The organism is Nocardia barduliensis (assembly GCF_013315795.1).
Taxonomy (GTDB): Bacteria; Actinomycetota; Actinomycetes; order Mycobacteriales; family Mycobacteriaceae; genus Nocardia; species Nocardia barduliensis.
On the sequence record NZ_JABLTE010000050.1, the window covers coordinates 43,930 to 53,604 of the forward strand.

General features: G+C 68.2%; 7 protein-coding genes. 1 reads left to right on the forward strand and 6 read right to left on the reverse strand.

The window, feature by feature from the left end:
* The first annotated feature begins 231 nt into the window (after nucleotides 1-231).
* Nucleotides 232-960, forward strand: a complete 729-nt coding sequence (locus HOV91_RS21685; RefSeq protein WP_174187247.1) for a GNAT family N-acetyltransferase — start codon at nucleotides 232-234, stop codon at nucleotides 958-960.
* A 71-nt stretch (nucleotides 961-1,031) separates the two neighbouring features.
* Here the strand turns inward: HOV91_RS21685 and HOV91_RS21690 are convergent, their stop codons facing one another.
* The 6 genes from HOV91_RS21690 to HOV91_RS21715 form a co-directional block, all read right to left on the reverse strand.
* The gene (locus HOV91_RS21690) at nucleotides 1,032-2,225 is read right to left on the reverse strand and encodes an N-acetylmuramoyl-L-alanine amidase (RefSeq protein WP_174187237.1); all 1,194 of its coding nucleotides are present in this window, start codon (nucleotides 2,223-2,225) and stop codon (nucleotides 1,032-1,034) included.
* Between the two features lie 158 nt (nucleotides 2,226-2,383).
* Nucleotides 2,384-2,716 (reverse strand): thioredoxin, encoded by a 333-nt coding sequence (gene trxA / locus HOV91_RS21695; protein WP_174187238.1) that lies wholly within the window; start codon nucleotides 2,714-2,716, stop codon nucleotides 2,384-2,386.
* Nucleotides 2,717-2,773: 57 nt separating this feature from the next.
* Nucleotides 2,774-3,790 carry a thioredoxin-disulfide reductase gene (trxB, locus tag HOV91_RS21700; protein ID WP_174187239.1) on the reverse strand — a complete coding sequence of 339 codons (1,017 nt, stop codon included), beginning with the start codon at nucleotides 3,788-3,790 and terminating at the stop codon, nucleotides 2,774-2,776.
* 109 nt (nucleotides 3,791-3,899) lie between these two features.
* Complete coding sequence (locus HOV91_RS21705; RefSeq protein ID WP_174187240.1) at nucleotides 3,900-4,688, reverse strand: RsmA family anti-sigma factor; 789 nt, start codon at nucleotides 4,686-4,688, stop codon at nucleotides 3,900-3,902.
* A gap of 102 nt (nucleotides 4,689-4,790) precedes the next feature.
* Nucleotides 4,791-5,372, reverse strand: a complete 582-nt coding sequence (gene sigM / locus HOV91_RS21710) for an RNA polymerase sigma factor SigM (protein WP_174187241.1) — start codon at nucleotides 5,370-5,372, stop codon at nucleotides 4,791-4,793.
* 303 nt (nucleotides 5,373-5,675) lie between these two features.
* Entirely contained in the window at nucleotides 5,676-9,617 is a 3,942-nt protein-coding gene (locus HOV91_RS21715; protein WP_438822684.1) for a murein biosynthesis integral membrane protein MurJ, read from the reverse strand.
* Nucleotides 9,618-9,675: the final 58 nt, after the last annotated feature.

The following is a 9,675-nucleotide window of genomic DNA, read 5'->3' on the forward strand; positions in this document are numbered from 1 at the left end:
TGTGGGTTCGATAGGTGCGGGTGCCCGGCCGAAACGTCACTGTGACGGCAGGGATTCGCGCGGTTGTGGAGCGCGCATCGCCTCCCGGCGAAGCAGCACAAGTTCTTCTGACCAACAGCACAGCGACATGGAATGAGGCGGGTTCTCGTTGATCGCTTATTCTTGCTGGCGAGCAAACTTAGATGCGACGTGAGCGTGGATGAATCGGACAGCTGGAGGCTGAGCAGAGCGGTGTCGACCAGCGTCACAGCACTAACCCTCGGCGGACTGGAAATGCTTCCCGCGCATGCGCGCCGCTGTGTGTTCTGGGAGATGGACCCCGCGGTGGCGGAGGATTCGCGCAATTTCAGCGATCCGGTCTTCGAGAAGGAAGCCTGGCTGTCCACGGTCATGCTCGAGTGGGGTTCGTGCGGACAGGTAGCGAACGTGGACGGCAACGTGGCCGGTTGTGCGCTCTACGCACCGCCGAGCGCGGTACCGAGGGCTACCCTCTTCCCCACCTCCCCGGTCAGCCCGGACGCGGTCCTGCTGACCACGCTGCGGGCCGAATTCCCCTACCGGGATGCCGATGTTGCCCACCGCTTGATCCAGGCTGTGGTAGCCGATCTGGTGCGACGCGGCGTGCGCGCGCTGGAGGCATTCGGCATCCGCACCGAACCGCCGACGCATGCGCTGACCGAGCGGTTCGGCTCGATGACATTGCTGGAGCGGATCGTCGCTCCGATCAAGAGCGCGAGCGCGGCGGGCGCCGCGACCGAATGCTCGCCCGAGAGCTGCATGATCGATGCCGACTTCCTGGAGGACGTGGGCTTCGAGATCGTGGCCCCCCATCACCGCTTCCCGCGGCTGCGGTTGGAGCTCGACTCCGACCACGGCTGGAAGGAAGACGTCGAACGGGCACTGGACCAGCTGCTCGCGGCCGCCTCGATGACCGCGCCGACCCGCATCGGGGCGCGCTGAGATAGACATCGAAGCGCCCCCTGCCGATACGAAAAGGCAAGGGGCGCTTCGCGTTGCGGAGAAGACCGGGGCTACATCCGGTCGGCGGCGGCCAGTTCTTCGGCCAGCAGTTCCGCGAAAGTGTATGTGCCGGTGGGCTGGTCGTCCTGCCCGAGCAGGTACAGCCGCTTCACCGAGATCAGGATGGCTTCGGCGATCACGTCGCGCATGCGCGGGTTGGTGAGCACCGAGGCGTCGTAATCGTTCGTCAGGTAACCGATGTCGACCTGCACGGTGGGCATCTTGGTGAGGCGCAACAGATCCCAGGTGCGCGCGTGGGTACGGCAGTCCTGCAACGAGGTTCGCGCGACGACTTCCCGCTGGATGAAGCCGGCCAGCACCTGACCGATCATGGACACCGAGCCGTGCGAGTTGCCGAAGTAGAAACCGGCGACGCCGTTGGCCAGCGGACTCGGGTTGGTGGCACAGCGCAGCGAGATCATCAGGTCGGCGTCGAACGCGTTGGAGGTGTCCGCGCGTTCGACATCGGTGGGGTTGGCGCCCCACGGACGAGACAGGAAGGTCTCCATCCCCGTGGCCGCCATCCGCCCTTCCAGGCGGCTCGCGAGATCCCACAGGATTTCCGATTCGTAGACGTCGCCGTACTCGGTGGGCACGGCGCACCCCTTGTCCGGACCCCCGAGACCGGGATCGATGACGATCCGCTTGCCGGTGAGCTGAGGACCGGCCCGGTGCACCACCTCTTCCTCGGCGATCCGGTGCGGGTTGCCACCGGTCACCCTGGCGCCGAGCAAGTCGAGCGAGCGAAGCGTGTCGGGGCCGCAGATGCCATCGGCCGACAGCCCGATCTCGCGCTGGAAAGCGGTCAGCGCGTCATGGGTGTGCGGACCGAAGTAGCCGTCGACGCGGTGCACGTAGAAACCGAGGTCCTGCAGCCTGCGCTGGAGCGTGGCCACGTCGTCGCCGTACAGGGGCGCGGACAGCTGATAGATCAGCGTGCGCGCGCCGAGCCGGTAGGACGCCTCCTTCAGTGCCCGGTAGGTGGCCGGGCCGACCACACCGTCGACGAGCAGACCGCGATGCTGCTGGAACGCGCGAACCGCGGAGTCGAGGTGGTGATCGAAGGAGACTTCGGTGTCTTTCCAATATTCGCGCGCGTCCGCGTGGTCGGTACTGACGTGCGCGTGTAGGAACCCGAGGCTTGCCAGGGTGCTCCGAACCTCTGCTACGGCTGGACCGGAATCGCCGTGACGAAGTCGGTGCATGCGTGAGAGCCCTTTCCTTCCGTCAACCCGCGGGTACCCACCCATGCGATGGGATACACCTTCGCACGACCGGAGCGTCGGTCGATTGTCTCAGACCCGGACCGGGTTTCGACAATCCCGGGTCCAGGCATCCTACGGCGCGTCGTGGGGTCGCGTCGTCAGATGACGTCTTCGAGTTCGCGCAGAAGAGCCGCTTTGCCCTTCGCTCCGACGATCTGCTTGACCGGCTTACCACCGCGGAACAGCATCATAGTGGGCAGCGAGAGGATCTGATAATCGCGGGCCGTGCTGGGGTTGGCATCCACGTCGAGCTTCGCGACGGTGAGCTTGTCCGCGTGCGCGCCCGCGATTTCCTCCAGGACAGGTGCGACCATCTTGCACGGCCCGCACCAGTCGGCCCAGAAATCGACGAGGACGGGCTTCTCACTCAGCAGTACGTCGTCGGCGAAGGACGCGTCGGTGACGACGACCGTGTTGGCGGACTTGGACATAGATGTTCTCCTTGCGATACAGCGAGACGGAGGATCAGCAGCACGGACGGCGCGAAGTCAGTTGGCGGGGACGGCCACCGACTCACCCGCGTGCTCGAGGGTGTTCGAGGTGATGTCGCCCTGCTCGGCCAACCAGCGCTCGGCGTCGATGGCCGCTCGGCAACCGGTGCCCGCGGCGGTGATCGCCTGGCGGTAGGTGTGGTCGACCAGATCGCCCGCGGCGAAGACGCCCGGGATGTCGGTCGCGGTCGTCGGGTGCTGGACCAGCACGTATCCCTCGTCGTCCAGGGCTACCTGGCCCTTGACGAGCTCGCTGCGCGGGTCGTGGCCGATCGCGACGAACAGGCCGGTGGCGGGCAGCTCGGAGGTCTCGCCGGTGCGGGTGTCGCGCAAGGTCAGGTGGGTGACGCTGGTCTCACCGTGCACCTCGACCACTGCGGCGTTGAGCACGAACTTGATCTTCGGGTTCGCCTTCGCGCGCTCCAGCATGATGCGGGAGGCACGGAATTCCTCGCGGCGATGCACGATGGTGACGCTGGAGGCGAACTTCGTGAGGAAGGTCGCCTCCTCCATCGCCGAGTCGCCGCCGCCGACCACCACGATGTCCTGGCCCTTGAAGAAGAAGCCGTCGCAGGTGGCGCAAGCGCTGACGCCGCGGCCGAGCAACCGCTGCTCACCCGGAACGTTCAGGTAGCGCGCGGCCGAGCCCATGGCGAGGATGACGGCGTATGCCTCGAACGTCTCGCCGCCGACGACGACCTTCTTGATCGGTCCGGTCAGGTCGATGGCGTCCACGTCCTCGGTGCGGATCTCCGCGCCGAACCGTTTGGCCTGCTCGCGCATCTCCTCCATGAGATCCGGGCCCATGATGCCCTCGCGGAAGCCGGGGAAGTTCTCGACCTCGGTGGTGGTCATCAGCGCACCACCGAACTGGGTCCCCTCGAACTGCAGCGGCTGGAGCTCGGCGCGGCCCGCGTAGACGGCGGCGGTGTAGCCTGCCGGTCCGGAGCCGACGATGATCAGGTCGCGAACTGGCGTGCCGGTGTCGCTCGTTCGCTCGCTACGCTCGCTCATGGGGCCCTTCCGGGAAGATTCGTTTCGGACGTGTCGGTCAACAACAGGGTAATGGCTGTTGTTCCCGCGTCGCCGGGGTCACACCGTGCACGTGGCCCAGGTCGCACCGTCAGCCGATGTCCCGCAGTGCCCTGCGCTGTGGATCACCTGTACCGCAACCGGTTCCGACCACCAACGCGGTGATCTTGGGCGGGCGCGGGCCGTTGAGCAGGATGAGCACCGCGTTGCTGCCCTGGAACCTGATGTCGGTGGAACCGAGCACCGTACGGTCGAGTCCGTTCGCCAGGACACAACGCTCGAGTGCGCCCGGGCCTGCCAGCGAGCCGGTGACGCTGTGGCGCCCCAGCGCACTGAGGGCGGCTGTGGCGGTGAGGTCCTCGCCCAGATCGTCGGGGCCGGTGGTGGGCTGTGCGGTGGGCGCGGGGGCGTCCTCGTCGCGCATGGTCGAGACGAACACACCGGCGCACGCCACGGTGACGATCGTCGCAGCCGCTGCGGCCAACCAGCGCAACCTGCCGTGGCGACGCTCGTCGAGAGCGATCGGCGCAGCCGCGGAACGCTCTGCCGCACGGTCGGATTCATCCGCCGCCGGGCGCGGCAGCTGGTGAACCGCGGCATCCCCCGCCGATTCGTCCTCGGGCGGTTCCAGCGCGTCGACGAACAGCGCGAGCCGGGCCGCCACGTCCTCGGGCATCGAATGGACGATGCGCTCATCCCGGCCGAGGGCGCGCAACTCGGCGCTGACCTCGTCGAGTGAGCGCAGGTAACGCACAGCTTCCGGATCGCGCGAGACCACGGGCCACAACTGCTCGCGCTGCTCCGGCGTCACATTGTCGGCGTGCAGGTCAGCCAGCAATTCGGATGTGAACGGGGGCAGCGGCACGGACCCGGTCGCCATCGCACCTCCGTTGTTCGCATCTGACATCGCGGGTATCCCCTCGCCGACGGGGACTGCCTGTGGATCGTTCAGTGGTTCGTCACTGTTAATGACGCATCCCAACTACTTCCGGTTCCCCGGATCACGCAGAAAATCCAATCGCTCTTTCAACCGCTGCCGTGCGCGGGCGCATCGGCTCTTGATCGTTCCCTCGGGCACACCGAGCAAGGCGGCCGCCTCGGCCACGCTATACCCCTCCACATCGACCGCCACGAGCGCGGTCCGCTGATCCGGCGGCAACGAGAACAGCGCGCGGTCGACCACCATCGACATCTCCACCTCGGCCATCTCGTCGCGCTCGTATTTGGGCTCGGGCATCGTTTCCGGTGTGAGCGACAACGCGCGCCTGGTCTTGTTGCGCCGGATCCGGTCCAGACAGGAGTTCACCACGATCGCGTGCAGCCAGCTGCGCACCTCCGACTCCGCGCGGAACGAGGCAGCCGTACGATGCGCCGACAACAGCGCGTCCTGCAGCGAATCGGCCGCGTCCTCGCGCGTGTAGGACGTGCGCAGCGCGGTCTGCCAGAGATGATCGTTGTGCCTGCGCAGCAACTCGGCGAACGCGTGCCGCTGACCGCGGACATGCGCCCGCAACAGCTCGACATCGGTGTACTCGTCGGGTGCGAACGAACGCTCATGACACATCACCGGTCGCGACGTCCCCCCGCCAAACTCCTCGTTCACTTCGGACGACAAAAGCCAACCCCTTGGACAGCTCTCACGGCGGCAACGGGCACGGTTCGGCCATCACCGAGATATCGCAAGCATCCAGGATCGAAAACGCCGGAACCTGGGAAGCTCCCCTGCTGAGAGCGCCCGAAGATCATAGCGTCCGTAACGATTTGGCAGCAACCGGCTTCGAGGCCGGGTCCGGCGGAATGCGCGTCGCTCAGCGTCGCACTGGGAACGGCCCGCACGCAGGAGGGGCGGGCGTAGGGGAGCCGGGGCCTAGGGCGCGGCGTCGAGACGAATATCGGCGATAGCGGTCTGGAACTGTCCTCCGGAGTTGCCCAGTCCGGTGATCCAGACGAGAACATAGCGGGCGGCCTGGTCGGCGCGCACGGGGATGTCGGTGACGCCGTCGTCCAGCCGGGCGGAGCCGATCAGCTGGGTCTGATCCAGCGTCGGCGAGCCGGTGGGTGAAGTGCGGATCTCTACCGACGTGCCCGCACTCGGCGAGTTGATCGAGACGTTCGTGAGCTTGGCGGGGGCGGGCAGCGTCGCAAGCAGCCCGACCCCCTTCTTGAGCGCCGGGAACTGCTGGAAGTACTGATCGGTGCGCCACTGGGTGCCCGGATCGTTGTCCAGCACCGCCTGGACGTTGGCCACGCCGTCGGCGGTGCCCTCCGGCGAGAACACCGACACACCGGTCACCGGGACCGGCACACCGGTCGTCGTGAGGTTCGGACCCGCGGCCGCCGGTGTCGGCACGGGCTGGTTGTTCGTGGTCAGGCCGATATTGCGCTGTTCGTTCAGCGGCGCGTCCGACGCGCTGGGCGCGAACACACTGACCATCCACCAGATCACGATGCCGACCACCAGCGCGGCGAGGATGCCGAGGCCGACCATGATCCACATCATGCGCTGGGAGCGTTCGCGTTCGGCCGCCAGCAGTTCCGGATCGGCGAGCGAGTCGTCCATGTTCGCGGGCGGCCGCTGGCCGAGCCGGAGCACCGGGATGAAGTCGGTCTTCTGATCGACCACCGACGCCTGCTCCAGCACGTGCTGGACCGTGGCGGCGGTGCGCACGCCCTTGTTCGACTCCAGCGAGCGCACGGCGACCGCGGAGATCTCGAACGGTACCTCCGGACGGATCTGCCTCGGCTCCACCGGCGTGCCGTCCGGGCCGAAGTCGGCCAGCCGCAGCCCGCCCACCGTCGCCGCGCTGCCGGTGACACCGCCGGAGCGGATCGGCCAGCGGGCGGTGATCAGCGCGTAGAGCATGGCGCCGAGGCCGCGCACGTCGGACTGCGCGTCGGAGTCCGACAGCGTGCCAGGGAAGGCGAGCACCGCGTCACCGGAGGCACTGATGCGCACCCGGTCGGGATGGTCGATGGACAGCGATCCGCCGCCGCGGTGGGCCAGCTCGGCCGCCGAGGCGAGTGCGCGGATGGCGCGCGCCGCACCGATCGGCGACGGCACCGTCTCGGCCATTTCGCGCAGCGACCGGCCCGGCGTCCACTCCGCCACCACGATGCCGCCGGAGCTGCCACGCACGACGTCCAGAACCCGGGCGAGGCCCGGCGAGTTGATCCGGCCGAGGCGCAGTGTCCGGGACAGGATCGCCTGCGGGCCGTCCTGACCGGAGTTCTCGGTCGCCTTCTGGTCGGCGTCGACGAAGGTCAGCGCGACCTCGCGATCGAGTTTGATATCCAGCGCCTGCCAGAACTTCAGACCGCGGGCCCCGCCGTGACCGGCCAGCAGGCGGTAGCGCCCACCGGCCACCGAAGCGCCCGGTATCAGCTTGGGGCCGCGCGGAATCCGCCGGGCGCCCAGGTTCTCGCCGCCCATCGGCGGCATCTCCGGCGAGCCGATGGGAATCATCCCGGTGTCGTACATCGGATCGCGTGGCGGCAGCTGGTTGTCCTGCGGTCTCGCCGCGGCCTGATCCGGCGGAGCCGTGCCCGATTCCGTGTTCGCGTACGCGGGATCCAACGGCTCCCCCGCGGTCGGCGGTACATCGGTGAACAGTCCGCCGGGCGTGGTCGCAGAAGAATCGGCGGCTGGGACGCCGCCCACCGCGTCGTCGCTCACCCTCGGTCCTCCTTCGCCCTGGTATGTCGAGGTTCCGGCGAATTCGCCACTTGTGCTTCTCTGCCGAACAGGGTACGGGAACTCACCCATGCCGGTGCGGTCAACGGCATCAGGTCTGATCACAGGCAGCACCATGGTCTGGGCATCCATGTACGGATCGAACCGCGGGTAGTCCAGATACGAGTCGGGCCTGCGCAGTACCTGCGTGACGTAGGGATCTTCGACCGGGCTCTCCAGGTCGAGATCCGGGGCAGGCGGGGTCCAGCCGAGGCGCCGGGAGATGGCCACGGTGATCGCGACGATCTCCGGGATACCGGCGAGTCGCATCAAGCCGAACGCCACCGCGAACATGACGATCGCGGTGATCGCCACCCGGATCAGCGAACCCGGTCCGTGGAAGGACTCGGTCAGGCGATCCAGTCCGAGTACCCGGTCCACGATCCACATCACGGCGCCGCCCGCGAGCGACGCAAGTACGACACGCGTCACCGTGCGGCCGACATTGGCCATCCGGAGATCACCCAGACTGCGGTGCAGCAGGTAACCGCCCACCACGGCACCGACCGCGAAGCCGAGCCCGTTCGCGACGCCGAGCGCGATCACCACGTGCTCGGCGTCGGTGAGCACCGGAGCCAGCGCCGAGAAGACGATCTTGGCGGCGGTGATGCCGAGGATGATCCAGGTCGGGATCCACGCCTGCTCCCTGGCGTAGAACACCCGCAGGTGGATCAGCACGAGCGAGTACGGGATCAGCGCGAACGCCGACCAGCTGACCGCGAGCCCGAGACGTTCGGCGTCGGAGCCGAAGTTGCCGTAGCCGTACAGCGCCTGCCCGACCTGCGGACCGGCCAGCGTGAGGAAGGTGACCACCGGGACCAGCGCGATCATGGTCAACCGGGTGGCGGCGGAGAGATCGTCGACCACCGCGGGAGTGTCATCGGCGGCGGCGTTGCGGCTCAGCCGCGGCATGATCGCGGTGAGCACGGTGACACCGAGCACGCCGTAGGGCAGTTGCAGCAGCAGCCACGCGTTGTTGTAGATCGCCGGACCCGCCGCGTCGGCATGCGAGGAGATCCGCGTGGCGAAGACGAAACCCGCCTGGCTGATCAGCACGTACAGGATGATGGCCGCGCCCATGCCGCCGAACTGCTTGAGCCGGGCGTCGATCCCCCAGAGCGGGCGCAGGTCGATGCCCGCCCTGCGGATCGCCGGAACGAGGCTGACCGCCTGCACCACCACGCCGATCGTGACGCCGACCCCGAGCACCAGGAGTTTCGGGTCGCTCATCCGGACCGGGTCGAGCGTGATCTCCCCTGGCATCAGGACGTACAAGCCCAGCACGGTCAGGACGACCAGATTGTTCAGCACCGGAGCCCACGCGCCGGGCTTGAACATCTGCCGGGTGTTCAGGATCGCCGTGAGCAGCGCCGACATGCCGTAGAACAGGATGGCGGGCAACAGCAGGAAAGCCAGCGCCGTGGTGAGCGCGGTATTGACCTGGCCGTCGTCGGACAGGAAGACGTGCGTGGTCAGCACCGGCGCCGCGGCCGTCGCCAGCAGCGCCGCGGTGGCCAGGACCACGAAAGCCGCGGTCACCAGACGCCGGACGAACGCCGCTCCGCGATCGGGGTCCTCCTGCTCCGCGCGCACCAGCGTGGGCACCACGATCGCGGTGAGCACCGCGCCGAGCACCAGCTCGGCGATCATGTTCGGAATCTGGCTGGCGACGGTGAACGCACTGGCGATCGCTGGGCCGAGCACGGTCAGCAGCATCAACTGCTTACCGAAGCCGGTGATCCGACTGATCAGCGTCGCGAACGCGATCGATCCCGAGTCGCTGAGCAGCCGGGAACTCGCACTCTGCTTCGCATCCTCCGCCTTCGGCGGCTCGGCGGTGCGGGTCGCGGCGGCCCACTCCCTGGTCCGGGGGCGATCCGGTTCGGCGGGCTCATGCCGGACCGGAGCGGCGGGCCGCTGCCGGGGCGGTGGCGGGAACTGCTGCGGCTGCGGCGGGGCGTAGCGCGGCGGCGGCACCCGATCGGATTCCGGCGCGGCGGCCGGGATCGGGCCCGGTTGGGGTGGGCGTTGCGCGGCTGGGATCGGCCCCGATTGCGGCGGCCTCGGCACCGCGGGCATCGCGCCGGAACGAGGTGGACGCGGCGTGACCGGCATCGCGCCGGACTGCGGCCCGCGT

What these genes read in the sequence shown, in the direction of transcription:
- HOV91_RS21690 (WP_174187237.1), bottom strand. Translation starts at nt 2,225, where the DNA reads ATGCACCGACTTCGTCACGGCGATTCCGGTCCAGCCGTAGCAGAGGTT.
- trxA (WP_174187238.1), bottom strand. Translation starts at nt 2,716, where the DNA reads ATGTCCAAGTCCGCCAACACGGTCGTCGTCACCGACGCGTCCTTCGCC.
- trxB (WP_174187239.1), bottom strand. Translation starts at nt 3,790, where the DNA reads ATGAGCGAGCGTAGCGAGCGAACGAGCGACACCGGCACGCCAGTTCGC.
- HOV91_RS21705 (WP_174187240.1), bottom strand. Translation starts at nt 4,688, where the DNA reads ATGGCGACCGGGTCCGTGCCGCTGCCCCCGTTCACATCCGAATTGCTG.
- sigM (WP_174187241.1), bottom strand. Translation starts at nt 5,372, where the DNA reads ATGTGTCATGAGCGTTCGTTCGCACCCGACGAGTACACCGATGTCGAG.
- HOV91_RS21715 (WP_438822684.1), bottom strand. Translation starts at nt 9,617, where the DNA reads ATGCCCGCGGTGCCGAGGCCGCCGCAATCGGGGCCGATCCCAGCCGCG.